Source organism: Anoxybacillus mongoliensis (assembly GCF_014201515.1).
GTDB classification, from domain to species: Bacteria; Bacillota; Bacilli; order Bacillales; family Anoxybacillaceae; genus Anoxybacillus; species Anoxybacillus mongoliensis.
Genome location: NZ_JACHEQ010000014.1, coordinates 25,095 through 51,595 on the forward strand (window position 1 = coordinate 25,095; position 26,501 = coordinate 51,595).

The following is a 26,501-nucleotide window of genomic DNA, read 5'->3' on the forward strand; positions in this document are numbered from 1 at the left end:
CACCCTCTTTTCGTTTAATAAATTGGCGTATTGTCTTTATTCATGTTTTCTAAGATTTGTTTCACGCGTGCTAAGAAGCGACCGCAAATTAAGCCGTCGAGGACGCGATGGTCAAGCGACAAACATAAATTGACCATGTCGCGAATCGCGATCATACCATCTTTAACCACAGGACGTTTGACGATTGATTCGACTTGTAAAATCGCTGCTTGTGGATAGTTAATAATGCCCATCGATTGCACTGAACCGAAAGAGCCGGTGTTGTTGACGGTGAATGTCCCACCTTGCATATCTTCTGGACGGAGTTTTCCTGCGCGTACTTTTGCTGCTAATTCCGCAATTTCACGCGCAATGCCTTTAATCGATTTTTCGTCGGCATGTTTAATGACCGGAACGAATAAGGCATCGTCTGTCGCTACCGCAATCGAAATGTTAATATCTTTCTTTTGAACAATTTTATCGCCTGCCCACATCGAGTTCATTTGTGGGAATTCTTTCAACGCTTGAGCTACCGCTTTCACAAAGAACGCAAAGTATGTTAGGTTGAAGCCTTCGCGCTTTTTAAATTCATCTTTAATCGAATCGCGATAAGCGACTAAGTTGGTCACATCGACTTCGACCATCGTCCACGCATGCGGTGCTTCATGTTTACTGCGAAGCATATTTGTTGCGATTGCTTTTCGGACTGGTGTGACAGGGATTTCGATGTCGCCCGCTTGCACAGGAATGCTTGGTGCTTGTTGTTTTGACGCCTCTATTTTTGGTGCGATATCCTGTTTCGGCACTTCTACTTGTTGGACTTGCTCAGCGACTTGTTTTGGTGCATCCGCTTTTGGCACGTTACCAGACTCAATGAGTTTAAGTAAATCTTTGCGCGTAATGCGACCGCCCATCCCTGTTCCTGTCACTTGTGTTAAATCGATGTGATGTTCTTGCGCGAGACGAAGAACAGCTGGCGAATAGCGTCCACGCTCACCGGCTTGCTTTTTCACCGGTTGTTTATTCGTTTGTTCACTCGACGGCAGTAATTCGTGTTCCACGCTCGTTTGCTTTTCTTCTACTCGTCCTTCTCCTTCGACTTCGATCGTACAAATGACAGCGCCAACAGGCAATGTTTCCCCTTCTTTTGCGATAATTTCTTTAATCACACCAGCAAATGAAGATGGAATTTCTGCATTCACTTTATCTGTCATCACTTCAGCAAGTGGATCGTATTTATTCACACGATCGCCAACAGACACAAGCCATTGGCTGATCGTTCCTTCCGTTACACTTTCGCCAAGCTGTGGCATCGTAATTTTCTCTATCGCCATCGTGACTCCTCCTTAAAACTGCGCCAATTCGCGCATCGCCTTTTCAACTTTATCTGGGTTAACCATAAAGAATTTTTCCATCGTTGGCGCATATGGCATGGCTGGAACGTCTGGACCAGCAAGACGCATAATTGGCGCATCTAAGTCAAATAAGCAATGCTCGGCAATAATTGCCGCCACTTCACTCATGACGCTTCCTTCTTTGTTGTCTTCTGTCACAAGCAACACTTTTCCTGTTTTGCTTGCCGCTTCAATAATCGCTTCTTTATCGAGCGGATATACGGTACGCAAGTCTAAAATGTGAGCAGAGATGCCTTCTTGCGCCAATTTTTCAGCAGCTTGTAACGCGAAATGAACGCATAAACCGTACGTGATAACTGTAATATCTTCCCCTTCACGTTTAACGTCTGCTTTACCAATTGGTAGCACATAATCATCTGTCGGCACTTCCCCTTTAATGAGGCGATATGCTCGTTTATGCTCAAAAAACAGCACCGGATCTTCATCGCGAATCGCCGCTTTTAATAACCCTTTCACATCGTATGGTGTAGATGGCATAACAATTTTTAATCCCGGTTGATTTGCAAAAATCGCTTCAACCGATTGAGAATGATATAGCGCTCCGTGAACACCGCCACCATATGGAGCACGAATGACAATCGGGCAGTTCCAATCATTATTTGAACGATAACGAATACGCGCTGCTTCGGAAATAATTTGGTTTACAGCAGGCATAATGAAATCAGCAAATTGAATTTCAGCAATGGGACGCAATCCGTACATCGCAGCGCCAATGCCCACGCCTACGATCGCAGATTCCGCAAGCGGCGTATCAATGACGCGCTCTTCGCCAAATTGATCATATAGCCCTTGTGTTGCTTTAAATACGCCCCCTTTTTTTCCGACATCTTCCCCAAGTACGAATACGCGCGGGTCACGTTCCATTTCTTCGCGAATCGCCATCGTAACGGCATCGATATATGAAATGACAGGCATATTTATTCCTCCTCTGCGTATACGTATTTCAACGCATGTTCTGGTTCTGCATATGGTGCTTTTTCCGCATAATCTGTTGCTTCATTGACTTGTTTCATGACGCGATCGAGAATTTCTTTCTCTAGCTCGTCTGTTAATACGCCTACTTCTTTTAAGTAGTTTGCAAACAAGTAAATTGGATCTTTTGATTTTGCTTCTGCAATTTCTTCTGGCGTACGATATGCGCGGTCATCATCGTCTGATGAATGCGCCGTTAAACGATAAGCAACCGTTTCAATTAACGTTGGGCCTTCACCGCGGCGTGCACGGTCTGCTGCTTCTTTGACGACGCGATATACTTCAAGCGGATCTGTACCGTCAACTGTATAGCCCGGCATACCATAGCCGATGGCACGGTCCGATACTTTTTCACAAGCTAATTGCTTTTCAATTGGAACTGAAATCGCGTATTTGTTGTTTTCGCACATAAAAATGACCGGCAACTTGTGAACACCTGCAAAGTTTGCTCCTTCGTGGAAGTCACCTTGGTTAGAAGACCCTTCTCCAAATGTAACGAACGATACGAAATCTTTTTTCTCCATTTTCGCTGCTAGTGCGATACCAACAGCATGTGGCACTTGCGTTGTAACTGGTGAAGAGCCCGTGACGATTCGATTTTTCTTTTTCCCGAAATGTCCTGGCATTTGACGACCGCCAGAGTTTGGATCTTCAGCTTTCGCAAATGCTGAAAGCATGAGTTCTGTCGGTGTCATACCGAACGTTAATACGACACCCATGTCACGATAATATGGTAATACATAATCTTTCGTGCGATCTAAAGCGAATGCAGCTCCCACTTGCGCTGCTTCTTGCCCTTGACAAGAAATGACGAACGGAATTTTACCCGCGCGGTTGAGTAGCCACATCCGCTCGTCAATTTTACGCGCTAACACCATTGTTTCATACATTTGTAAAACGGTTTCATCGCTTAAACCGAGTTGTTTATGACGCATCATGCATTCCTCCTTTAAAAATGAATCGCTTTTCCGTCAACAGCAAGCGCCGCTTCCATCATCGCTTCTGACAGCGTCGGATGCGGATGAATCGTGTGGGCAATTTCCCACGGTGTTGCATCAAGCACGCGTGCTAATCCAGCTTCAGAAATCATATCCGTTACATGTGGACCAACCATATGCACACCGAGCAAATCGTCTGTTTTTGCATCAGCGACAATTTTTACAAATCCTTCCGCCTCTCCGTACACGAGCGCTTTTCCAATCGCTTTAAACGGGAATTTGCCGACTTTCACTTCGTATCCTTTTGCCTTCGCTTCTTCTTCTGTTAAGCCAACGCTCGCAGCCTCAGGACGACTGTAAATGCATTTTGGCACCATCGCATAATCAAGTGGGTGAACTTCTTTTCCAGCGAGATGTTCAATTGCAATGATCCCTTCATGTGAAGCAACATGAGCAAGTTGCAAACCACCGATCACATCGCCAATCGCATAAATATGTTTTTCTTTCGTTTGATAATACTCGTTCGTTTGAATAAATCCTTTTTCAATAACAATATCGGTATTTTCCAATCCGATGCCTTCAACGTTTGCTTGACGTCCGACGGAAACGAGCATTTTTTCAGCTGTAAACGTTTCGTTTTGTCCATTAATCTCTGCTTGAATGCGTACACCATTTTCAACAATGAGCGTTTCTGGTAACACTTTCGCTTTTGTAACAATGCGTACACCACGCTGTTTTAATATTTTTTCAATTTCTTTTGAGACATCTCGGTCTTCTGTCGGCAAAATGCGATCTGCATATTCAATGACTGTAACATCTACCCCAAAATCGTTTAACATCGATGCCCATTCGATTCCGATGACACCACCGCCAACAATGATGATAGAAGATGGCAACGTCTCCATGCGTAATGCTTCGTCTGATGTCATGACAAATTGACCATCAATTGTTAGGCCAGGTAACGTACGTGGGCGAGATCCTGTTGCGACGACAACGTATTTTGGTACAAGCATTTCATTTTCCGTTCCATCGTTCATCTCAACAGAAATCGTTCCCGGCATTGGTGAAAAAATGGATGGACCTAAAATACGTCCCGTTCCTTCATACACATCAATTTTTCCTTTTTTCATCAACATGTGGATACCTTTATGCAGTTGGTCAATAATCGCTTGTTTGCGCGCTTGTACTTTCGCAAAATCTAATCGCACCTCGCTAGCAACTACACCAAACGTTTCACTTTCTTTTGTTTGAGCGTACACTTCTGCGCTGCGCAATAACGCTTTACTCGGAATGCATCCTGCATGTAGACACGTTCCCCCGAGCTTTCCTTTTTCAACAATTGCTGTTTTTAAACCGAGCTGGGCAGCGCGAATCGCAGCGACATATCCGCCTGTTCCGCCCCCAAGTATGACTACATCGTACTCTTTAGCCATCATTTCATCCCCTTAAACCGTTGTTTTGACCGCTTGTGGATATTGTTTTGCTTTTTCTTCTCCACGCAATACGCGAAGCGCACCTTCAGCAAGCGCCTGCAATTCATTTTCCCCTGGTTGCACGATGACGTCGGCAATCCATTGTACCCGATCAGCAATTTCTTTCACAAATTGTTTTCCATACGCTAAACCGCCCGTTAAGATGATGGCATCGACTTTTCCGGCTAAAACGGCACTTGCTGCTCCTATTTCCTTTGCTACTTGGTATGCCATCGCGCTATAAATGAGCTTTGCCTTCTCATCACCATTTTCGATCATTTTCTCGACTTTCACCGCATCGTTCGTCCCTAAGTAACCAACGAGACCTCCGCCCCCAACGAGCATGCGCATAATTTCTTCGCGATAATATTCGCCAGAAAAACAGAGAGAGACAAGATCACCGGCTGGCACAGTCCCAGCACGTTCTGGGCTAAACGGACCTTCTCCGTCCAATCCGTTGTTGACATCGATGACGCGCCCGCATTTATGTGCACCGACTGTAATACCTCCGCCCATATGTGCGACAATAAAATTGACTTCTTCATACGTTTTTCCCATTTGTTTAGCCACACGACGAGCGACGGCTTTTTGATTCAATGCATGGAAAATGCTACGACGCTCAATTAATGAAAATCCAGAAACGCGGGCAATTGGATCAAGTTCATCTACAACGACTGGGTCGACAATAAATGCGGGAATATTTAATGCTGAAGCAATTTCATGTGCTAAAATGCCTCCAAGATTTGAAGCATGTTGACCAGAGTATCCACGTCTTAAATCTTGCAGCATCGCCTCATTCACAGCATATGTGCCACCTTCAATTGGACGAAGTAAGCCACCGCGGCCACATACCGCGTCAAGCTTAGAAATATTAATGCCTTCATGATCAAGCGTTTCTAAAATCGTTTGCTTACGAAATTCGTATTGATCAATAATTTTTTTATACGCTCGTAACGCTTCTGCATCATGACGAATCGTTTTTTCTAAAATGGAGCGCTCATTATCAAAAACGCCAATTTTCGTTGACGTCGATCCCGGATTAATGACTAAGATGCGAAATGAATGTTCTTGCAATGTGTAACCCTCCATTTTTATCATCGACGAAGCGAGAACGAACGTCCTCGCTTCGTTACATATTTTTAACGCGTGCGACGACGGCTTAAAATGTGCTGACCGTTTTGTAAAAATTGGCTACGTGATTGACGCATTTTTGCAATACGTTCTTCAGCTAAACGGTCTGCTGCTTGGTATGTCGGAATGCCATCACGCTTCGCAATTTCGATGACTTTTTCAATATTGTTGTAAATTTGCTCAACTTTTTTCATCGCACGTTCACGATTATATCCATATAACTCATCGGCTACGTTAATAACGCCTCCTGCATTAATAACATAGTCTGGCGCATAAACGATACCCATTTCATGAATGATGTCTCCATGTCTTGCTTCACGCAATTGGTTGTTGGCAGCACCAGCGATGACTTTTGCTTTTAACTGTGGAATCGTTTGGTCATTAATAATGCCCCCAAGCGCACACGGAGCGAAAATATCGCAGTCCACACCGTAAATATCGTTCGGATCAACTGCTTGTGCCCCAAATTCTTCAACAACGCGTTGCACCGCTTCTTTATTAATGTCTGTAACGATGAGCTTTGCTCCTTCTTCATGAAGATGACGGCATAAATTGTACGCCACATTACCGACACCTTGCACAGCAATGACTTTTCCTTCAAGCGAATCGCTGCCGAACGCCTCTTTTGCTGCCGCTTTCATGCCGCGATACACGCCGTATGCAGTAACCGGAGAAGGATTTCCGGATGAACCGAACGCTGGTGAAATACCTGTGACATAATCTGTTTCTTCGTAAATAATGTCCATATCCGCAACTGTTGTACCAACGTCTTCTGCTGTAATGTAGCGACCGTTTAATCCTTGAATAAAGCGACCAAACGCACGGAACATCGCTTCATTTTTATCTTTCCGTGGATCCCCAATGATAACCGCTTTTCCACCGCCAAGGTTTAATCCGGCTGCAGCGTTTTTATATGTCATGCCACGCGCTAAACGAAGCGCATCTTCAATGGCTGCATCTTCTGATTCATACATCCACATGCGCGTGCCACCTAACGCTGGTCCAAGCGTTGTATCATGAATGGCAATGATTGCTTTTAATCCTGATTCTTTATCTTGGCAAAATACTAATTGCTCGTAGTCGTATTGCTCCATATATTTAAAAATCTCCATCTTTCGTTCCCCCTTGTTATTTGTTCGTTGCACAAATGGCTAATGCTAGTGAGTATAATTTACTTTCTGCGGAATCTGCGCGAGATGTTAATACAATTGGTGCTCTCGCTCCGGCAATAATCGCCCCTACTTGCGCGCGGGCAAAGTATACGAGCGATTTATATAACACGTTCCCCGTTTCAATGTTCGGTACAACTAAAATGTCAGCATGTCCTGCTACCGAACTTTGAATGCCTTTATGTTGGGCAGATTCAACAGAAATGGCATTATCTAAAGCGAGCGGACCATCGACGATGCAATCTTTCAACTGACCGCGCTGATTCATGAGCGACAACGCTGCTGCATCAATCGTTGCCGGCATCGCTGGATTGACAACTTCAACGGCGGCGAGTGGTGCAACTTTTGGCATATGGATGCCAATTGCTTTCGCCACTTGTACGGCGTTCATAATAATTTCTGTTTTTTGTTGTAAATCAGGTGCAATATTCATCGCTGCGTCAGTGACGAGAATTGGCCGTTCATAATGCGGCACATCAAACACAGCAACATGCGATAAAACACGACCCGTGCGCAGCCCATACTCTTTATTTAGCACCGCTTTTAAAATGGTTGCTGTCGGTACGTTCCCTTTCATTAAGACGCTTGCTTCTTTTTCGTGCACCGCTTTCACAGCCATGTGAGCTGCTTCTTCGTTTGTCGAAGCATGGACGATACGAATCGCATCGTCACCTGCTTCCTGAACATATTCAGTAATGAGTTGTGATAAAACGGATTTATCGCCGTATAAAATAAATCGCCCGAATCCTGCTTGTAATGCTTGTGCGACCGCCTTCAATACTTCCTCATCTTCGGCCGCTGCAACAGCTACAGTTGCCTCAGGAAATTGGGTTGCCTTGGTGATCAACGATTGTAGCTTCATCTCATCTGCTCAACCCCTTTGTTTTTTCGTCACTTTTTATTCTTGCAAAAAGTGTGCCAACTTCTCTTGTGTTGAAAACGCTTTATTTTTATTTATTTTTTATTGCAATCTTTTGCATACTATGAACATTATTGCATGCTTTTTTTGTCAAGTCCATACTTTTCAAGTTTGTAATATAAATTTCGAATAGAAATGCCAAGTTGTTTGGCAGCTGCCGTTTTATTTCCGTGACACGCTTGTAAAACGCTTTCAATCACTTTGGCTTCATATTGTTCCACGAGCACCGCCAAAGGTTGATGAACATGGGATGATTCAGGAGAAGAAAGATGTTCTTGTTCTTTCGGTTTGTGTAACAACGAAATATGTTTACGCTCAATGATCACTTCATTATATTTCATAAAAATCATTGCTCTTCCTAACACATTTTCTAGCTCCCGTACGTTGCCAGGCCAATCGTACGAGAGTAAATAAGTTAGCGCATCATCTGTAATACCTTCCACATTACGCCCATAATCTTGATTTAGTTTTTGTATGAGTCGTTCACATAGAGCTGGAATATCTTGTTTTCGAGCACGTAACGGCGGAATGTAAATCGGCATGCGATTTAACCGATAATATAAGTCTTCACGAAATGTGCCATCGGCAATCGCTTTTTCGAGGTGAACGTTTGTTGCAGCAATGACACGTACATTAATCGGAATCGGCTTTGTGCCACCGACACGCACAATTTCTTTCTCTTGCAACACTCGCAAAAGTTTCGCTTGCATGTTGGCTGATAATTCCCCAATCTCATCGAGAAAAATACTTCCGTTGTTCGCTTCTTCAAACAATCCTTTTTTCCCTCCGCGTCTCGCACCAGAAAACGCCCCTTCTTCATAACCAAATAATTCACTTTCAAGTAGCGACTCGGAAATGGCAGCGCAATTGACGCGAACGAATTTATGGTATTTTCGATCACTCGCATTATGAATAGCGTGAGCAAACAATTCTTTGCCTGTTCCTGATTCACCACGAAGCAAAATAGTTGCTGGAGTTTTCGCTGCCAATTTTGCTTGTTCAATTGCTAACATCATCTCTTCTGACGTGCCGACAATGTCGTCAAAGGAATATTTCGCCTCTAACGTACGAATAATTTGACGAGCACGTTGCAACTCAGAAGTTAATTGTTCAATTTCTGAAACATCATGAATGACACCAACACTTCCTTTCAATACCCCATCAACGATAATCGGGGCAACATTCACGACAACATCACGCTTTTTCGGACCGACTTTCATGCGCACACCTCTTACTGGCCGTCGTGTTTTTAACACTTTCATATGCATGCTTTCCCCTTCTGAAATATCCGCTGTTGCCGGTTTTCCGATCACTTCTTCTTCAGATAAGCCTGTTAGCTTTGTATACGCCGGGTTAATTAAAATGCCGTTGCCATATTCATCAACGACGGAGATCGCTTCTTCGGAAGAATGAATAATCGCTTCTAACATCGTGCGAATTTCTTTCAAATTTGTTACTTCTTCCGCCAAACGAACAACTTCTGTAATATCTTTGAATACCGCAAAAGCACCGAACAATTTTCCGTTTTCGTCTATTAACGGAATACGTGTCGTAATCATTTTTTTTCCGTTTTCTAATAGTAATTCTTGATTCAACTCGACTTCTCTTGTCTGTAATACGCGCGGCAATCCGCTCGCTGGAATGACATGCAAAATATGTGATCCTATCACTTCCTTTCTCCTTTTCCCAATCATCTTCTCTGCACTTGGATTCATATGTGTCACGAAACCACGTTCATCAATAACAATCATTCCATCATGCGTAGAGTTGAAAATTAAATCGTGTTTTGTTGTCGCTGTTTTTAACGTGGCAATGAGTTGCTCTTTTTCTTCCACGAGTTGCGCAATAATGTAGGCAATATCGCCAGGAATGACGACCGTATGCGCAGCGCTTGCTTTACGCAACGTAGCAAACACTTCGTCGTCTCCTGTTACTTCAACAATGACATCAATATCGTCCGTTAACACATCATGCCAATGGTTACTCGTTTGAATACCCATGTCACGTGCAGCCTTCATCCCTGGTGCATCGTCGTTTCGATCCACAATCGCTACAACATCCATCAGCTTCGTTTCATGAAACATTTTTAATAGCGCACTTCCGCCTTTGCCTGCCCCAACAATCAATACTTTTTTCATTTCCCATCACCTATTCGTTTGCAATTTTTTGCAGACGCTTTCATCATACATTGTTTTTCTCTTCTTGACAAACAACCAAAAACATTTATGATGAAGACAGAACAAATGGAAAGGGTTTTGTTTTATGCAACGAATGATCGCCCTACTCATCTTACTTATTCCCGGATTTATTGCAGCATTAGGAATTAAATGGATGAGAGATACCGTATTTGGCATTTTGCATGCACCAATTCCTTCACTTGCCATTCAGTTTTTACTCGGTTTATTTTGTTTTCTCATCGGTCTCGGCTTTATCGCAGGATTTATTTTTCATCGCGATCGAAAACGAAATAAAGTACAACCACGCTTTCAAAAAAAACGCTTCGATTCAAAATGATCGAAGCGTTTTTTCACGTATGTTTTTTGCTTTTTCAGGAAAATCAGTAAAAATCCCATCTACTTCATATTGAAACATCGTTTTCATCTGTTCTTCTTTATTGATTGTAAAAGGACGAATGAGCAATTGGTGAGCATGAGCGGCTTCAACGAACGATCGATCGACCGTTGGATGATACGGATGAAGCGCTAACGCCTGTAAAGTATGGGCATAACTCCACGGCCGATGTAACTTTTCCATGTATAGTAGCGCTGTTTCAATATGAGGAGCCAATTTGTGACATGTTGCCATACTTTCGTGATTAAACGATGAAAAAATGACACGCGATGCTAAACCGTATCGTTCGACAAGCTCAATCGTTTGTTCTTCTAATCGTTCATAAGGTACAAGATTGTTTTTCAATTCAATATTGATGAGTAACGACGTATTTTTCGCCCACTCGAGCACTTCTTGTAACGATGGAACGGGACAAAAGCCGTATTGCTTAAATTTATAATTAGCGTTTAATTTACGTAATTGCCGATACGTCATTTGTCCTACCCATCCTGTTCCGTCTGTCGTCCGATTTACTGTTTCATCATGAATGACGACGACAACCCCATCTTTCGAAAGCTGTACATCAAGTTCAATTCCATCCGCTTGCACACGTGCTGCTTCCATAAACGAAGCCATTGTATTTTCTGGATGTGTTCCTGCTGAACCACGATGAGCAAAAATATGTGTCATCCTTTTCCCACCTTCAAAAACGTTTTATACTTAACATATGAAAGGAGTTGAGTGTATGCGACCACTAAACATTTCTTTAGAAACGGCTCAAAAACTAGCGGAAGCATTAAACATGCCGCTAGAACAAATTATGCACATGCCTCAGCACGTATTAATCCAAAAGTTGCTTGAAATTGAAAAAAACGAAAAACAAAAAAGGTAGCCATCGGACTACCTTTTTTATTAGCTTGCTTTATGTTCAAGTCTTAACCGATCAGCGACCATCGCGATAAATTCTGAGTTTGTCGGTTTCGCTTTCGACATACTGACCGTATGACCGAATAAAGATGAGATGGATTCTAAATTCCCGCGACTCCATGCCACTTCAATCGCATGACGAATTGCTCGCTCAACGCGACTAGCTGTCGTATTATATTTTTTTGCGATGTCTGGATAAAGCACTTTCGTAATTGATCCAAGTAACTCGACATCGTTGTATACCATTGCGATCGCTTCACGCAAATATAAATATCCTTTAATGTGTGCAGGAACACCGATTTCGTGAATGATGTTCGTAATACTTGCATCCAAATTCTTCGGTTTTCCGTCACGAACTGGGGAAAGAAGCGGTCGTTTGAATACGGCTGGCTTTTTCCCGCATACGTGGCGAATTTGATTGACTAAATGTTCAATGTCAAACGGTTTTAAAATGAAGTAAGAAGCTCCGAGTTCAACCGCTTTTTTCGTCACATCTTCTTGCCCAAATGCTGTCAGCATGATTACGTTCGGCAACGATTGTTTGACCATGCGTAGCTTTTCTAACACAGCCAAACCGTCTAAATGCGGCATAATAATGTCAAGAACGAGAACATCAGGATCGCGATCGCGCAATAATTGCAAGCAATCTTGCCCGTTATATGCAACGCCAATGACTTCCATATCTTCTTGGCTTGTAATGTATTCTTCAAGCAAATGCACTAATTCTCGATTATCATCTACAATACACACTTTTATTGTACTCACGAAATCCTTCCTCCCTAAAGCAATGATCTTTTGTCACATACGTGCTTAATTCGACGCAATGGGCAAAAATCCTTTTTCCTTTGCAAAATTAGTCAAATAATTTATATTTTTCATAAAACATATGTGCACGTTTTTTCTTTCATTTTACACTACATGTTTACGCCGTGTCATGATAAAATATGACAAATTGCGTGGAAAAACAAAAAGCAAGCTAATATTAGCTCGCTTTTTGTTCGTTTTTATCATAAATGTTAATTCCGGCTTCGTGCAACATCCATTCAATGTGCACACCATACCCAGATGTCGGATCGTTAACAAATACATGCGTCACAGCCCCAACGAGTTTTCCATCCTGAATAATCGGACTCCCACTCATCCCTTGAACGATGCCACCTGTTTTCTCTAACAAACGTGGATCGGTTACTTTGATGACCATGCCTTTTGTCGCAGGGAATTTTTGCGGAGTGACACTTACGATTTCAACATCAAACGCCTCCACCTGATCTTGTTCGACGACCGTCAATATTTTTGCTGGCCCTTTTTTCACATCTGTCGATAAGGCAATTGGCATCGGTTTGTCGAAAATGCCATTTTGAATAGGTTGTGAAAGTTTTCCAAAAATACCGAACGGACTGTTTGTTTTAATGTCACCAATAATTTGTTTATCAGTCGAAAATCTTGCTAATTTTTCACCAGGGCTACCGTTTCTTCCTTTATCAATCGCCGTGACCGTCGACTTAACAATCGTTCCATCACGAACGACAATCGGCTTTCTCGTATCCATATCAGAAATGACATGTCCGAGTGCGCCATATATGTTTGATTTCGGATCGAAAAACGTCATTGTCCCGATCCCTGCTGCAGAATCACGAATGTATAATCCGATACGATACGCCTGATCATGTTTATCTTTCAATGGGGTGAGTGTTGTTTCAAACGTCTGATGATCACGAGCAACGGTTAAACGTAAAGGTTTACCCGTTTTTCCCGCCTCTTCAATGAATGGGGAAACATCTGTCATTTTTTCGATTTTTCGTCCGTTAATGTGAGTAATCGCATCCCCAACTTGAATGCCAGCCGTCTCACCTGGAGATTGCTTTCCTTGTTCTGTCTCCACTAAATGGTGCCCAACGACAAGAACTCCAACGGTATTTAACTTAACTCCAATCGATTGACCACCGGGAACAACTTTAAAATCTGGTAATACCTTTACGTTTACCTGTTTCATTGGAAATCCTGCCATTTGTAAAATGACATCACTTTCCCCAACATGTTCTCCGGTAATTGCTAACTTTTCTTTTGGATGGACAGAAACAGCGTTTGTCGTTATCGAGTGAGTAGAACCAAATACGGGCACATGAGCCGTTTGTCCTTGGAATAACACAATTTGTTTCGGAATACTTACATATTTTTGAAATGGTGTTGCCATACTTAGAACGATAAAAGAAACAAGGAGAAATGCACCTATTCCTTTTCTTAATTTGTCAAAATCCAAAGTCTTCACTCTCCTCGTTCCTACGTACACACCGAATCCTACACTATTTAATGTTGCCTGAAACAAATGAAATATAACCGAATAAAACGAAAAAACAATGTCAATGTTGGTATTTATGTTGTTCGTTTTTGATCTTTTTTGCTAATTGCAATAACTCATGTGCATGCTGTTTCGTCAAGTCTGTAATTTCTACTCCAGAAATCATACGGCTAATTTCGTTAATTTTTTCTTGTTCATTTAACGCTTCCACCGTTGTTTTTGTCCGTCCATCCTTCGTTTCTTTTGCAATAAATAAATGCGTATCTGCCATCGCTGCCACTTGCGGTAAGTGCGAAATACATAATACTTGTGAATGGCGTGCTACGCGATAAATTTTTTCTGCAATGGCTTGAGCGACGCGACCGCTTACACCGGTATCGACTTCATCAAAAATAATGGACGTGACACCTTGATGTTTAGAGAAAATGCTTTTTAAAGCAAGCATCATGCGCGACAATTCTCCACCCGACGCAACTTTGGCCAGCGGCTTTAACGGTTCTCCAGGGTTTGTCGAGATAAAAAATTCGATTTCATCCATTCCGTCTGGTTGTAACTTTACAGGCGCTCCATCAAGCAACGGATCATTATACGTTCCTTGTCGTTTTCGAAAGACGACATCAAACGTCGTTTTTTCCATGTATAAATCTTTTAATTCTTGATGAATATCATCGATCAGTTGTTTCGCATATTTCATACGCAATTCGCTTATATGTTTCGCTTCAACTAATAAATCCGCCGTAATGGATTGAAGTTCGGTCTGCAATTTATGGATATGATCATCGCGGTGTTGAATCGTTTCAATTTCTTCTTCCACTTTCGCCGCATATTCTAAAATATCACGTACCGTTTGGCCGTATTTCCGTTTCAAATGATTAATTTCATTTAAGCGACTTTCAATTTCATCAAGCCGAAGCGGGTCATATTCTAACTGATCTAATTGTTCGCGTAGCTGGTGAGCAACTTCTTCTAACAAGTAGTAACAGTTCGATACAACCTCTTGAGCTTGTTTAACGGATGAATCAATCTCGCTAACATGATCTAAATGATTCATTGCTAGTCCAATCCAATCAAGTCCACGTTGCTCTCCGTACAGCGCCTCATAGCTGCTTTGTAACGCCTCATATATTTTTTGGAAGTTGACGATTTTTCGGCGTTCTTCCATCAGTCGTTCATCTTCATCTATTTGCAAATCCGCTTTTTGAATTTCATCTAACTGAAATGTTAACAAATCTAATCGATGTGCCATTTGTTGCTCGTTTTCATTTAATTTTTGCAGTTGACGCTTGACTCGTTCATACGTGGCATATAACGCACCGTATTCTTCCAATGCGTCACGAATACGGTCTCCCCCATATTCGTCTAACAGGCGTAAGTGTTTACTTTCATCGAGCAACTCTTGATGCTCATGTTGTCCATGAATATCAACGAGCGTAGAACCAATTTCACGCAACGCTGCAATCGTGACTAATTTCCCGTTTACACGACAGACGCTTTTGCCGTTTATCGTTAGTTCTCGACGAAGCACAATCATACCATCGCTTATATCGATGCCGAGTTCAGCACATTTGCTGTAACATGGGTGATCGTCTCGTTCAAGCAAAAAAAGACCTTCAATTTCTGCTTTTGCTTCCCCGTATCGAACAAATTCTGCCGAACCGCGTCCGCCAATTAATAAATGAATGGCATCAATAATAATGGATTTTCCCGCTCCCGTTTCTCCCGTTAAAACGGTTAATCCTTTTTCGAACGAAAGCGAAAGGGATTCAATAATGGCGAAATTTTTAATGGATAACTCTGCTAACATTTTCCGTTCACACCTTTATTACAGCATGTCCAGCAATCGTTTTGAAATAACTTCTGTATCTTCTGGCGTACGGCAAATAATTAAACACGTATCATCCCCGCAAATCGTTCCAACAATTTCATCCCATTCTAAATGATCAAGCAGTACACCGATGGCATGTGCATTTCCTGGTAACGTCTTCATGACAAGCAAATGACCAGCGCCATCAATTTTCACAAACGCATCCATAAGTGCTCGTTTTAACTTTTGGAGCGGATTAAATCGTTGGTCCGCAGGTAAGCTATATTTATATCGCCCATCCATCATTGGCACTTTCACTAAATGTAGTTCTTTAATGTCGCGAGACACCGTTGCTTGTGTGACGTTAAAACCTTCTTTGCGCAACATATCAACAAGTTCATCTTGTGTTTCAATATCATGGTTTGAAATAATTTCACGAATTTTAATATGACGTTGTCCTTTATTCAACGAAAACACCTCTTTCGTGTGTATAACATATGCATATTTATACTTCTATGTTACCGAACGATAGACAGGCAAACAAGAGGGAATAACCGATCGTTATTCCCCCGCATGTTCGTTATTTTCTTTCAGTTCATCATGCGCCCTAGCAACAACTTCTTCTGGAGAAACTGTCAACCGATTTTCTCCTACTTCTTTCCCTTCCCAACGTAAATGAAGTAAAAATTCAATATTTCCGTCACCGCCTGTGATCGGCGAGTAGGTTAGCCCAATAATATCGTACCCTTCTTGTTGAGCAAATGCTGTAATCGTTTCGAGCACATGTACGTGAACGCGCGCATCACGAACGATTCCTTTTTTGCCAACAAGCTCTTTTCCCGCTTCAAATTGTGGTTTGACTAAAGCAACCACATCGCTATGTGGCACTAAAATGGTTTTTAAGACGGGCAAAATTAATTTTAGTGAAATAAACGACACGTCGATTGTTGCAAAATTCGGCAGACCGTGCTGAAAATCACTCGGTGTCACATAACGAAAGTTTGTCCGCTCCATGACTACAACACGCTCGTCTTGGCGCAGTTTCCATGCCAATTGGTTGTAGCCAACATCAAGAGCGTATGACAACTTCACCCCGTTTTGCAACGCACAGTCTGTAAATCCGCCTGTCGATGCACCAATATCAACCATAATCTTATCTTCTACTTCAAGCGAGAATACTTGTAACGCTTTTTCAAGTTTGAGCCCCCCGCGACTTACATACGGTAGTGCATTTCCTTTCACCGTAAGCGGAATGTCAACAGGTACTTTTTCCCCCGGTTTATCAAGCCGCATTTCATTCGAATATACAAGACCGGCCATAATTGTTCGTTTCGCCTTTTCACGCGTTTCAGCCAATCCACGTTCAACAAGTAATACATCTAAACGTTCTTTCTTCCCTTTCATCTCTCATGCCCTTTTTCTTTTTTTCGGAGTTAATAAACAAATTCGTTCCATTACATGTTCTGTTGTCAAACCAATTTCTTCAAGAAGTTGCGACACACCACCATGTTCGATAAAGCGATCCGGTATGCCCATTCGGTCGATAATCGCTCCATAGTACCCATGATCATGAGCAAATTCAAGCACTGCGCTGCCAAATCCACCTTGAAGCACCGCTTCTTCAATCGTAAGTAACGGCATGTTTTGTTGTAATAACGTATGCAACATCTCTTCATCAAGTGGCTTAATAAAACGAGCATTGACAACTTGTACAGAAATGCCTTCATTTGCAAGACGTTCAGCTGCTTGAAGCGCCATTGGAATCGTTGTACCGAACGTTAAAATCGCAGCGTCTGTTCCTTCACGCAACACTTCCCATGTACCGATCGGGATTTTTTTCAATTGCTTATCCATCGGTACACCAAGACCGTTGCCGCGCGGAAAACGCATCGCAATCGGGCCGTCATCGTATTGAATAGCTGTATATACCATATGTTGACCTTCATTTTCATCTTTTGGCATCATTAATACGATGTTTGGAATATGGCGTAAAAAAGCGATATCAAACACCCCTTGATGCGTTTCACCATCCGCACCGACGAGACCTGCACGGTCAATACCGAGAAACACATTTAAGTTTTGACGGCAAATATCGTGAACAACTTGGTCGTACGCCCGTTGTAAAAAGGTTGAATAAATTGCTAAAAACGGTTTCATCCCTTGCGTTGCTAAACCAGCGGCCATCGTCGCCGCATGTTGCTCGGCAATACCGACGTCATACATGCGCTCAGGAAACTCACTTGCAAATCCTTCTAAATTTGATCCAACAGGCATCGCTGGCGTAATGGCAACAATGCGACGATCTTCGCGCGCTAATTTGCGCACCGTTTCACTCACAAGCGCACTCCAAGATGGAGCAGACTGCTTTGTTTGAATGAAATCACCCGTTTCAATTTTATATGGTCCTGTGCCGTGCCACGTTCCGACTTTGTCGCTTTCTGCCGGATGGTATCCTTTTCCCTTTTTCGTTATGACGTGAACAAGGACAGGTCCTTTCGTCTTTTTTGCATAATGTAAGTTTTCAAATAAATCTTCAAAGTTATGGCCATCTACCGGACCAAAGTACGTAAAGCCTAATTCTTCAAAAAATACGCCCGAAACGAGTAAATATTTAATGCTATCTTTGACACGTTCCGCTGTTGTAGCAAGCTTTCCACCGACAGCCGGAATTTTCTTTAACAACATTTCTAACTCATCTTTTACCCAATGATATTTTCCTGCTGTCCGTAGTCGTCCGAGCACATTGTGCAGCGCTCCAACGTTTGGAGCAATTGACATTTCGTTATCATTTAAAATGACGATGATATCTTTTTTCTCATGTCCAATATGATTTAATGCTTCTAGCGCCATTCCACCGGTGAGTGCACCGTCTCCAATAATCGGAACAATATATTCATCCGTTCCTTTTAAGTCGCGCGCAATCGCCATGCCCATGGCAGCAGATAACGACGTCGAGCTATGCCCTGTTTCCCATACGTCATGTTCGCTTTCGCTCCGTTTTGGAAAGCCACACAATCCTTTATACTGTCGCAACGTATCAAACTGACTAGCACGACCGGTTAAAATTTTATGCACGTACGACTGATGGCCAACATCCCAAATGAGTTTATCTTTTGGACTGTCAAATACTTTATGAAGGGCAATTGTCAATTCAACGACTCCAAGATTCGGACCAATATGTCCACCTGTTTTCGATAGTTTTTCAATTAAAAATTGTCGAATTTGCTCACTCAATTGAACGAGCTGTTCATTCGACATTTGCTTTAAAAATTTCGGGTTTTGAATCGCTGTAACATCCAACGCGATCACTCTCTTTCATGTAAGCTAAAACAATCGATATCATACAGTTTTATGTATTTTTAATTATACAGATAAACATGCTTGTACGCAAAAAAGAGCCGCTTACACGAACGTGTGAACGGCTAACATTTCTTTTCCACTATACCACATGTTGCTTATTTCCTCAATGCTATTAATGATCGCGCGTTTCGACGATATCACAAATATAATGTAGTAGCGATGCGTCCACCCCAACTTCATGAAGAAGCGTACGCGCCTCTTTCATGTGATCGCGAAGTTTTCTTTTTGCCCCATCAAGCGTCAAAAGAGCAGGATAAGTCGATTTATGATTTTCGATGTCGCTCCCCACTTTTTTTCCAATTTTTTGTTCGTCCCCTTCAATATCTAAAATGTCATCGCGAATTTGAAACGCTAAGCCGAGATGGTCGGCAAATGCTGTTAATAGTGTTAATTGTTTTTCTGTTGCTTCACCTAATATTGCACCCGCTCGAACGCTGTATTGTAACAGTTTTCCTGTTTTATGACGGTGAATGTATTCTAATTGTTGCAAATGAATCGTTTTTCCTTCTCCTTCAAGGTCCGCTACTTGTCCGCCAACCATTCCTTCAGGTCCAGCTGCTTTCGCTAATTCAGAAATGAGACGAACTTTTACGTCAGATGAAATCGCTTCAGCATCCGCAACAACTTGGAAAGCGTATGTCAGCAGCGCATCGCCCGCTAAAATAGCATTGGCTTCACCAAATACTTTATGATTTGTCGGTTTACCGCGCCGTAAATCATCGTTATCCATACTTGGCAAATCATCATGAATGAGCGAATACGTATGAATCATTTCGAGCGCACAGGCAGTTGGCATCCCGATATGTACTGGCTTCTGAAACGCATGTAACGTAGAAAGCAATAAAAGAGGACGAATGCGTTTTCCACCTGCTTGCAGCGAATATAACATCGCTTCTTTGATCGTCTCAGGTGCCTGCAACGACTCAATGTATGCGGGGAGCTGCTGTTCAATTTGCTCTTTATATTGTCGCAATACTAATTCCATATTCAACTTCTATTCCTCCTGCACCGTAAACGGTTCAAGTTGCCCATCTTCCCGTAGAATAAATTCCATTTGTTTTTCAACTTGTTGTAATTTGTCATGACAAAACTTCGATAATTTCATGCCCTCTTGGAAAAAGTGAATCGCTTCCTCAAGCGGAACGTCCCCCTCTTCTAACTTTTGCACAATTTCTTCAAGTTTGCTCATCGCTTCTTCAAACGTCATACGTTCTCCTCCTCAATATCAGAAACAATACAATGTGCGCGCCCGTCTTGAAAACGGATACGAACGCGATCTCCTGTTTGCAATTGTGTCACTGTCTTAATGAGCATGTTTTGTTCATCGTACGCAAGACTATAGCCACGTTCCATAATTTTTAATGGGCTAAGCGCATCGAGCTTCGCCATCGTTGTTGCGAGCGACCATTTTTTTTGTTTGATCACATCGCTCATATTGCGGACAATGGTTTGTTCTAACGTGCGAACACGTTCAGTCGCTTTTTCGATTCGTGATTGCGGATGATGGGTCAACAATGTCAGTTGTAGTTGCCGAAGTTTATTTTCTTGTCGTTTTAACATATCGCTCATTTGCCGTTGCAATCGATCAACAAGTATATCTAGTTGCTGCTCTTTTTGTTCATAAAGTCGCTTCGGATAGCGAAAAGCATACGACGACCGTAACGATTGAAGCCGTTTTTGTTCTGTGTTCATTCGTTCTTTCATTGCTCGAATGAGACGCGCTTGCTGATCGGACACACGGGAAAGTAAATCTGCAACATGTGGCACTGCAAGCTCCGCTGCTCCTGTTGGCGTCGGTGCACGTAAGTCGGCAACAAAGTCAGCAATCGTGTAATCCGTTTCATGCCCGACAGCAGAAATAATCGGAACGCGCGAGGCAAAAATCGCCCGCGCCACAATTTCTTCATTAAACGCCCAAAGCTCTTCAATCGAGCCACCACCGCGTCCGACGATGAGCACATCAATATATCCCATGTCATTCGCTTTTTGAATCGATTGAACGATCGATAACGGAGCTTGCTCCCCTTGAACAAGCGTTGGAAATAAAATGACTTTCGCTAGCGGATAGCGACGACGAATCGTTGTTAAAATATCGCGAATCGCTGCCCCTGTTGGCGATGTCACAACCCCAATATGTTGCGGAAATTTTGGAATTGGCTTTTTATGTTTTTGATCAAATAGCCCTTCTTGTTCCAGTTTCTTTTTTAATTGCTCATACGCTAAATAAAGCGCGCCGACACCATCCGGTTGCATCTCTTTGACATATACTTGATACGTCCCGCTCGGCTCGTATACGGAAATTTCGCCGCGTACAAGTACAGTCATTCCGTTTTCTGGCTTAAATGTCAGCTGACGATTATATCCCGCAAACATAACCGCTTGAATGCGCGCTTGCTCATCTTTTAAAGTAAAGTACATATGTCCACGTGAATGATATGTAAAGTTTGAAATTTCCCCTTTAATCCATAAATCTTGTAAATGAGGATCAACTTCAAATTTTCGTTTAATGTACTTCGTTAACGCCGCAACAGTTACATACCTCATGTCTGTCACAAAAATAACCTCGCTTATTTATGTTGTTCACGTGCTGCTTGTACGGTATTGTGCAACAACATCGTAATCGTCATCGGTCCGACACCTTTTGGCACAGGGGTAATGTAGCTTGCTACTTGTTTTACATCATCAAAATCGACATCTCCACACAACTTTCCATTTTCTAATCGATTCACACCGACATCGATCACAATTGCTCCTTCTTTCACATATGAAGACGTGATAAGCTTCGGTTTGCCGACCGCAACAATTAAAATATCTGCTTGACGTGTGATCGCTTCTAAATCGTTTGTGCGCGAGTGACAATACGTTACCGTCGCATGTTCACGTAAAAACAGTTGACCAACTGGTTTACCGACGATGTTACTACGTCCAACAACGACGACATGTTTTCCTGCAATATCAACTTGCAAAGATTGAGCCATATATAAAATACCGTACGGTGTACACGGTAAAAATGTTTGTTGTCCCGTCATCATTCGCCCAATATTGAGTGGATGGAAACCATCAACGTCTTTTTCTGGTGCAATCGCTTCAATCACATGTAATTCATTAATTTGTGGTGGTAGCGGCAATTGCACTAAAATGCCGTGTACTGAGCGATCTTCATTTAAACGAGCAATTTGCTCTAACAAAAACGACTCGGATATGTCACTTGGAAAAGTCAGTAAAATTGAACGAATCCCGATTTCTTCACATGCTTTTTGCTTCGCTTTCACGTACGATTGTGAAGCAGGATGATCTCCAACAAGAATAACGGCCAGTGATGGAACAATGCCTTCTTGTTTTAACTGCTCGACTTCTTTCGCTAATTGTGCTCGTTTTTCTTTTGCTAATTCAAGACCGTTAATGATTTGCGCTGTCATAAACCCTTCTCCCCCTTATTCGTTTAAGACAATGTTTCTTTTATTTTTGCAAGTACGCCGTTAATAAAGCGACTTGATTTTTCGTCACCAAATACTTTGGCTAACTCAATAGCTTCGTCCATACTTACGCTCAACGGAATATCATCCATATATTTCATTTCAAATACAGCCATGCGTAAGATGGAACGATCGACGTTTGCGACACGCTCTAACGTCCATTTTTCTAAGTGTTGGCGCAATAAATCATCAATTTCTTTTTGGTGCTTAACTACACCAAAAACAAGCATTTCCATAAACGGATCTGTTTCTTCTTCAATGACGTTAGCAACCGCTTCGTGTGGTTCAATGCCTCCTACGTCAATTTGAAACAACGCTTGTAACGCTTTTTCTCTTGCTGTATGCCGTTTCATGACCAAAACCCTTTCTATCATATTGTCGAAAATTATATCATGATCATAACATATTTCGCCGAAAGAAAACACTCGCACATCGAAAAAGGGCGATCTCATAAACGAGATTGCCCTTTTTCTTTACTCCACTTCCGTCTCTACTTTCGATGTTTCAAATTGAACACCGACAATATGGACGTTCACTTCAGCTGTTTCTAATCCTGTCATCGTCAACAACGCTTGGCGAACGTTTTCTTGAATTTTTTGCGAAACCGTTGGAATGGATACACCAAAGTTCATCACACAATAAATATCAATGACAATGCCGCGATCCGTTAAATCCACTTTCACACCTTTACCGTGATTTTTTTTTCCTAACCGCTCAACGACACCTGCAGCAAAGTTACCGCGCATTTGCGCTACTCCCTCAATTTCAGAAGCCGCAATGCCTGCGATAACTTCAATGACTTCCGGTGCAATTTCTACTTTACCTAAACTGTTATGACCATTTTCCATTTCTAATACGTGCTCAGACATAACAATTCCCCTCCTTCATCATTAAGAGTTCATTACATCGTATGTTTCTAAAAACTTTGTATTAAAGTTTCCTTCGACAAACTTTTCATGTTCAAGCAATTTCAAATGAAACGGAATCGTCGTATGAACTCCTTCAATAACAAACTCACTCAAAGCGCGTTTCATGCGGGCAATCGCTTCTTCGCGAGTCGGTGCATGAACAATCAGCTTGGCAATCATCGAATCGTAATACGGTGGAATCGTATAGCCCGGATAAGCGGCAGAGTCCACTCGCACGCCAAATCCTCCCGGTGGTAAATACATTTGTATTTTCCCAGCGGATGGCATAAAGTTTTTCGCAGGGTTTTCCGCATTAATTCGGCATTCAATAGACCAGCCGTTAAAAGTGACATCCTCTTGTTTCAACGTTAATTTCTCACCTGACGCCACGCGAATTTGTTCTTTAATTAAATCGACACCTGTCACCATTTCCGTAACTGGGTGTTCCACTTGAATGCGCGTGTTCATCTCCATAAAGTAAAATTGGCGATTGCGGTAGTCGTAAATAAATTCCACCGTTCCAGCTCCCGTATATTGAACTGCTTGCGCTGCTTTGACAGCTGCTTCCCCCATTTTTTGACGCATTTCTTCATCAAGTACAGGAGATGGTGTTTCTTCTAACAGTTTTTGCAAACGACGTTGAATCGTACAATCGCGCTCTCCAAGGTGAATGACGTTTCCGTATGAGTCTGCTAGCACTTGAATTTCCACATGCCGAAAATCTTCGATGTATTTTTCAATATATACCCCTGGATTTCCAAACGCTGTTGCAGCTTCTTGTTGCGTGATCGTAATTCCTTTGATGAGCTCTTGCTCGTTTCGAGCGACCCGAATGCCTTTTCCACCGCCACCTGCAGTTGCCTTAATAATAACAGGATACCCGATTTCGTTCGCTAGCGCAATTGCCTCATCGATGCTTTCAATAATTCCTTGTGAACCGGGAACGATCGGAACCCCAGCTTGTCTCATCGTCTCACGTGCAACATCTTTTGTACCCATCTTTGTAATCGCTTCCGGACTTGGTCCGACAAACGTAACGTTACATTCTCGGCATAGTTCAGCAAAATCAGCGTTTTCAGCTAAAAACCCGTAGCCTGGATGAATCGCATCACATTGAGTTAACGTCGCTACACTCATAATGTTTGTAAAGTTTAAGTAGCTGTCTTTAGACGTTTTGGGACCGATACAATATGCTTCGTCTGCTAATTGAACATGAAGCGCTTCGCGATCCGCCTCAGAAAATACAGCAACCGTCTCGATGCCAAGCTCTTTGCACGCCCGAATAATCCGAACAGCAATTTCCCCACGATTGGCAATTAACAATTTTTTTATCATCACGATCGCTCCTTTATTCAGGCTTCACAAGGAATAAAGGTTGTCCATATTCAACGAGCTGGCCATTTTTTACAAGCACTTCTACGATCTCTCCATCCACTTCCGCTTCAATTTCATTAAACAATTTCATTGCTTCAACAATACATACAATCGTATCTTTTTTCACTTTATCGCCAACTTTTACGTACGGTGCGGCATCTGGTGATGGCGCTGCATAAAACGTACCGACCATCGGCGATGTAATCGTATGTAGGTTTTCTGTTGCAACAACTTGTTTTTCCGGCTTCGCTTCTTCTTTCACTTCCACTTTCTCAACAACAGGTGTCACCGGTGGTTGTTGTTGGACAACAGATGTTTGTGGCACGTCCACTTTTGGTGTAGCAACAACAACTTGTTCAGCTGCTCCAGCTTTTTTCATTTTAATTTTTGAGCCGTCGTGTTCGTATACAAACTCGACAATGTTTGACTCGTTTACTAATCGGATTAATTCGCGAATTTCTTGGATTTTCAACATTGACTTACACCCCTCGCCCCATCATTTGTAGAAAAAGATTATACAATACCATGATACGACACACCTTTTCCATTATTCAATAAAATGATAAGAAAATGTTAGAAAATTTATATCTGGTCATAAAAACAATTATTATTATATAGTATTATAAAATTTGTTTTCAACCGAAAAAAAATAACCGGTTTACCGGTTATTTTTGGAAACGAACAGCCACATCTTGCACACGACCAAGTTCACTTTGAACGAGTTGGATAATTTCATTCGCTGCTTTTTTCGAATGCTCTTTCGATTTCACTGTGATATGCACTTGATTTTCGTGAACGCGAACAAGGGCATCGTCATATCCTTTCGATTTAATTAACGTTTCTAACACCGCTTCTTTTTCTGCAATATTCGATAGTTGTTGCAACTGATCGATTGCTTTGCTTTTTTCTTCAGCAGATACGTTATTGGAAGCGACAATGGCGTTCAACTCTTGACGCAACTTGCTTCGCTCATCTTCAATTTCGAGTCGAAGCGCAGTAAACAAATCGTCACTTCCTGTATTCGTTTGTTCGACAGTTACGTCTTCCTCATTTGCAACTTCTTCTTTCATCGCTTCATCTGTCGTTTTTAAACCTTTTTCATTGTTTGCCTCGTCCTTTTGTTCAAACGCCACTTGCTCTGTGAGCTGAGGACTTGTTACATAATACACCGATAAGACGACAACTAAACTAAACATTGTTAACAACCAAACTGTTTGTTTTTTCAACATATGTTCTCCCCCTTACTTTTTTGGTAAAACAGCAACGCGATGACTCGGAACGTTCAACGTTCGCGTCACAGCTTCGATAATCCATTTTTTCACTTGCACTTGATCGGCTCCTTTAGCAACAACAAGCACACCGCGAATTTCTGGTTTTTTCGTTTGCAGAACAAGAGGCGTTTCTTCGTCTCCTTTGCGCACGATCACAATTTTTTCGTCTGTTGATTCATCTTCAATTTGACGCTTTCCACCTTCTTTATCTTCTTCCATCGTTCGTTTTTTTTGAACGATTGCATTTTTTTCAAGTACGTTTTGTTCTGTGGCATCGACATTTACGATCACTTTTACTTCACCAACGCCAACAATCGCCTCAAGCGCTTCCTTTAATTGCTGTTCGTATCGTTCTTCATAGTCAGCAATTTGTTTTAATTTTTTCTCTTCATCTGTTTGACGAAATACAGCTTGGGTCGTTTCTTGTTGAACTTGTTTTGAAGAAGAGAAATTAAATACATTGCCAAAGATCATAAATGATAAACCGAAAGCTAAGAGGATTACAATTAATCCGTTTTTTTCAATCCATTGTTTCAC

The 26,501-nt window shown here is 42.1% G+C and carries 27 protein-coding genes; 2 read left to right on the plus strand and 25 right to left on the minus strand.

Annotated features, from left to right (window positions below):
- Positions 1-14 precede the first annotated feature (14 nt).
- The 8 genes from HNR43_RS11540 to HNR43_RS11575 all read right to left on the minus strand — a co-directional run bounded on the left by HNR43_RS11540 (position 15) and on the right by HNR43_RS11575 (position 10,133).
- On the minus strand, positions 15-1,313 hold the full coding sequence (locus HNR43_RS11540; RefSeq protein ID WP_183244036.1) for a dihydrolipoamide acetyltransferase family protein: 1,299 nt from the start codon (positions 1,311-1,313) through the stop codon (positions 15-17).
- 12 nt (positions 1,314-1,325) lie between these two features.
- Positions 1,326-2,309 carry an alpha-ketoacid dehydrogenase subunit beta gene (locus HNR43_RS11545; protein WP_003394199.1) on the minus strand — a complete coding sequence of 328 codons (984 nt, stop codon included), beginning with the start codon at positions 2,307-2,309 and terminating at the stop codon, positions 1,326-1,328.
- Between the two features lie 2 nt (positions 2,310-2,311).
- Positions 2,312-3,304, minus strand: a complete 993-nt coding sequence (locus tag HNR43_RS11550; protein ID WP_183244038.1) for a thiamine pyrophosphate-dependent dehydrogenase E1 component subunit alpha — start codon at positions 3,302-3,304, stop codon at positions 2,312-2,314.
- An 11-nt stretch (positions 3,305-3,315) separates the two neighbouring features.
- Positions 3,316-4,737 carry a dihydrolipoyl dehydrogenase gene (gene lpdA / locus HNR43_RS11555; RefSeq protein WP_183244040.1) on the minus strand — a complete coding sequence of 474 codons (1,422 nt, stop codon included), beginning with the start codon at positions 4,735-4,737 and terminating at the stop codon, positions 3,316-3,318.
- 12 nt (positions 4,738-4,749) lie between these two features.
- Positions 4,750-5,850: a butyrate kinase gene (buk, locus tag HNR43_RS11560; protein WP_183244042.1), complete on the minus strand. Its 1,101-nt coding sequence runs from the start codon at positions 5,848-5,850 to the stop codon at positions 4,750-4,752.
- Between the two features lie 65 nt (positions 5,851-5,915).
- Entirely contained in the window at positions 5,916-7,019 is a 1,104-nt protein-coding gene (bcd, locus tag HNR43_RS11565) for a branched-chain amino acid dehydrogenase (RefSeq protein ID WP_183244044.1), read from the minus strand.
- A 16-nt stretch (positions 7,020-7,035) separates the two neighbouring features.
- Positions 7,036-7,938 (minus strand): phosphate butyryltransferase, encoded by a 903-nt coding sequence (gene yqiS / locus HNR43_RS11570; protein WP_183244046.1) that lies wholly within the window; start codon positions 7,936-7,938, stop codon positions 7,036-7,038.
- 128 nt (positions 7,939-8,066) lie between these two features.
- Positions 8,067-10,133 (minus strand): sigma 54-interacting transcriptional regulator, encoded by a 2,067-nt coding sequence (locus HNR43_RS11575; protein WP_183244048.1) that lies wholly within the window; start codon positions 10,131-10,133, stop codon positions 8,067-8,069.
- Positions 10,134-10,257: 124 nt separating this feature from the next.
- Between HNR43_RS11575 and HNR43_RS11580 the strand changes: the two genes are divergently transcribed.
- Complete coding sequence (locus tag HNR43_RS11580; RefSeq protein WP_183244050.1) at positions 10,258-10,509, plus strand: DUF2627 domain-containing protein; 252 nt, start codon at positions 10,258-10,260, stop codon at positions 10,507-10,509.
- Here the strand turns inward: HNR43_RS11580 and HNR43_RS11585 are convergent.
- Positions 10,501-11,235 (minus strand): glycerophosphodiester phosphodiesterase, encoded by a 735-nt coding sequence (locus tag HNR43_RS11585; protein ID WP_183244052.1) that lies wholly within the window; start codon positions 11,233-11,235, stop codon positions 10,501-10,503. The genes HNR43_RS11580 and HNR43_RS11585 overlap by 9 nt on opposite strands.
- 55 nt (positions 11,236-11,290) lie before the next feature.
- Between HNR43_RS11585 and HNR43_RS11590 the strand changes: the two genes are divergently transcribed.
- Entirely contained in the window at positions 11,291-11,437 is a 147-nt protein-coding gene (locus HNR43_RS11590; RefSeq protein WP_183244054.1) for a YycC family protein, read from the plus strand.
- Positions 11,438-11,457: 20 nt separating this feature from the next.
- On the opposite strand, the gene spo0A is transcribed toward HNR43_RS11590, so the two are convergent.
- The 16 genes from spo0A to spoIIIAG form a co-directional block, all read right to left on the minus strand.
- On the minus strand, positions 11,458-12,237 hold the full coding sequence (gene spo0A, locus HNR43_RS11595) for a sporulation transcription factor Spo0A (protein ID WP_183244056.1): 780 nt from the start codon (positions 12,235-12,237) through the stop codon (positions 11,458-11,460).
- Between the two features lie 217 nt (positions 12,238-12,454).
- On the minus strand, positions 12,455-13,732 hold the full coding sequence (gene spoIVB / locus HNR43_RS11600) for a SpoIVB peptidase (RefSeq protein WP_183244058.1): 1,278 nt from the start codon (positions 13,730-13,732) through the stop codon (positions 12,455-12,457).
- 100 nt (positions 13,733-13,832) lie between these two features.
- Positions 13,833-15,575 (minus strand): DNA repair protein RecN, encoded by a 1,743-nt coding sequence (recN, locus tag HNR43_RS11605; protein ID WP_183244060.1) that lies wholly within the window; start codon positions 15,573-15,575, stop codon positions 13,833-13,835.
- An 18-nt stretch (positions 15,576-15,593) separates the two neighbouring features.
- Entirely contained in the window at positions 15,594-16,043 is a 450-nt protein-coding gene (ahrC, locus tag HNR43_RS11610) for a transcriptional regulator AhrC/ArgR (RefSeq protein ID WP_004889608.1), read from the minus strand.
- 93 nt (positions 16,044-16,136) lie between these two features.
- Entirely contained in the window at positions 16,137-16,979 is an 843-nt protein-coding gene (locus tag HNR43_RS11615) for a TlyA family RNA methyltransferase (protein ID WP_183244062.1), read from the minus strand.
- Between the two features lie 3 nt (positions 16,980-16,982).
- Positions 16,983-18,875 carry a 1-deoxy-D-xylulose-5-phosphate synthase gene (gene dxs, locus HNR43_RS11620; protein ID WP_183244064.1) on the minus strand — a complete coding sequence of 631 codons (1,893 nt, stop codon included), beginning with the start codon at positions 18,873-18,875 and terminating at the stop codon, positions 16,983-16,985.
- Between the two features lie 172 nt (positions 18,876-19,047).
- Positions 19,048-19,920 (minus strand): polyprenyl synthetase family protein, encoded by an 873-nt coding sequence (locus tag HNR43_RS11625; RefSeq protein WP_183244098.1) that lies wholly within the window; start codon positions 19,918-19,920, stop codon positions 19,048-19,050.
- 9 nt (positions 19,921-19,929) lie between these two features.
- A complete protein-coding gene (locus HNR43_RS11630; RefSeq protein ID WP_009373880.1) occupies positions 19,930-20,142 on the minus strand; it encodes an exodeoxyribonuclease VII small subunit in 213 nt (70 codons plus the stop codon).
- The gene (gene xseA, locus HNR43_RS11635) at positions 20,139-21,479 is read right to left on the minus strand and encodes an exodeoxyribonuclease VII large subunit (RefSeq protein ID WP_183244099.1); all 1,341 of its coding nucleotides are present in this window, start codon (positions 21,477-21,479) and stop codon (positions 20,139-20,141) included. The genes HNR43_RS11630 and xseA overlap by 4 nt, the downstream gene beginning before the upstream one ends.
- 23 nt (positions 21,480-21,502) lie before the next feature.
- On the minus strand, positions 21,503-22,354 hold the full coding sequence (gene folD, locus HNR43_RS11640; RefSeq protein ID WP_183244066.1) for a bifunctional methylenetetrahydrofolate dehydrogenase/methenyltetrahydrofolate cyclohydrolase FolD: 852 nt from the start codon (positions 22,352-22,354) through the stop codon (positions 21,503-21,505).
- Positions 22,355-22,377: 23 nt separating this feature from the next.
- Entirely contained in the window at positions 22,378-22,764 is a 387-nt protein-coding gene (gene nusB, locus HNR43_RS11645; protein ID WP_032100009.1) for a transcription antitermination factor NusB, read from the minus strand.
- A gap of 120 nt (positions 22,765-22,884) precedes the next feature.
- On the minus strand, positions 22,885-23,280 hold the full coding sequence (locus tag HNR43_RS11650; RefSeq protein WP_183244068.1) for an Asp23/Gls24 family envelope stress response protein: 396 nt from the start codon (positions 23,278-23,280) through the stop codon (positions 22,885-22,887).
- 21 nt (positions 23,281-23,301) lie between these two features.
- Complete coding sequence (gene accC / locus HNR43_RS11655; RefSeq protein ID WP_006318014.1) at positions 23,302-24,654, minus strand: acetyl-CoA carboxylase biotin carboxylase subunit; 1,353 nt, start codon at positions 24,652-24,654, stop codon at positions 23,302-23,304.
- Positions 24,655-24,667: 13 nt separating this feature from the next.
- A complete protein-coding gene (gene accB / locus HNR43_RS11660; RefSeq protein ID WP_183244070.1) occupies positions 24,668-25,168 on the minus strand; it encodes an acetyl-CoA carboxylase biotin carboxyl carrier protein in 501 nt (166 codons plus the stop codon).
- A 190-nt stretch (positions 25,169-25,358) separates the two neighbouring features.
- A complete protein-coding gene (locus HNR43_RS11665; protein WP_183244072.1) occupies positions 25,359-25,922 on the minus strand; it encodes a SpoIIIAH-like family protein in 564 nt (187 codons plus the stop codon).
- Positions 25,923-25,934: 12 nt separating this feature from the next.
- The gene (gene spoIIIAG, locus HNR43_RS11670) at positions 25,935-26,501 is read right to left on the minus strand and encodes a stage III sporulation protein AG (RefSeq protein ID WP_183244074.1); all 567 of its coding nucleotides are present in this window, start codon (positions 26,499-26,501) and stop codon (positions 25,935-25,937) included.